This window comes from Pseudoalteromonas sp. SWN29 (genome assembly GCF_015864465.1).
Lineage (GTDB): Bacteria > Pseudomonadota > Gammaproteobacteria > Enterobacterales > Alteromonadaceae > Pseudoalteromonas.
In genome coordinates, this window is record NZ_JADYXE010000118.1 from 1 (window position 1) to 1238 (window position 1238).

General features: G+C 39.2%; 1 protein-coding gene. It reads right to left on the reverse strand.

Annotation, left to right across the window (positions count from 1 at the left end; genetic code table 11):
• Positions 1 to 104 precede the first annotated feature (104 nt).
• The gene (locus I6F53_RS20080) at positions 105 to 1073 is read right to left on the reverse strand and encodes an IS30 family transposase (protein WP_197240930.1); all 969 of its coding nucleotides are present in this window, start codon (positions 1071 to 1073) and stop codon (positions 105 to 107) included.
• Positions 1074 to 1238 lie beyond the last annotated feature (165 nt).

The window sequence follows — 1238 nt, forward strand, 5'->3', positions numbered from 1 at the left end:
CCTGAACTAGCTGAACTGATGCGAGAGGTAACAAATAGAGTTTTTAATTGTTGGATAAATGATGCGCTTAAGTACACCTTGAATTCAAGTATTAAGTGCAATCATTATGCAGCCACCAGAACTTCTGATTGCCCCGTAAATAATTCATGAGGGGTTTTATACCCTCTTGTTTTTCTTGGCCGATGGTTGAGCTTATCAACTGCCGCCTGTATTTCTGCTTCACTTAGCGCCATAAAGTCAGTTCCCTTGGGGAAGAAGCGTCTAAGTAAGCCGTTGGTATTCTCATTTATGCCCCGCTCCCATGATGAATATGGGTGAGCAAAATACACATCAGCTTCTAATTTTTGTGCAACATGCTCATGGTAAGCAAACTCTTTTCCATTATCTAAAGTCACGGTAATAACCTTACCTTTATATGGTGTCATACACTTGATCAGCGCATCGGCTGTTATTTTCGCATGCTTGCTTTCAATTCTGTGAACGACTGTATATAACGTTTTACGTTCAACCATTGTGACAAGGGCATTTTTACGCCCTTTGCCTATCACTGTATCGCCCTCCCAATCACCAATCCTAGACTTTGAATCCACAATACTTGGGCGTTCATCAATACTGACTCGATTAACTATCTGTCCACGTTTATCGTAGCTTCCATAGCGTTTCTTATACTTTTTACATACACGAGTGAGTGTCTTATGTAGTTCACCACCACGAGCCTTGTCTCTGTAAATATATTGATAAATCGTTTCATGATGCAAAACGACCTTTTTCTCTAAAGCTAAGCGGCCTGCCACCTGCTCTGGCGAAAGTCCGTCAACCAACAATTTATTAATCCAGTCAGTAACATCATCTGTTAACTTAATTGCTTTGAAAGATGACTTGCGTCTTTGCTCTGCAAAATTATTGGCTTGGTTAGGTCGATAGCCTTTAAGCCCTTTATTGCGTTTTAACTCTCTAGAGATAGATGACGGTGAACGAGTTAGTTCATCAGCTATCTGTTTTTGGTTATTTCCTGCTTTTATTAACGCGTAAATCTGGTATCTTTCTTCTTGTGTCAGCTGTTTATATTTCATTAAAGCAATTTCCTTTGGCGAGAAAATGGCCGAATTATAACAGCTGGCCATCTAATCTGAGAAATTGCACTTATTATCCGAATTTAGGCACGAAAAAAGATTTGTTCAAGTTTGATAATATTTTAATTCAGGACGGTAGCTCTATTATGCTTCATCGTTCTTTAA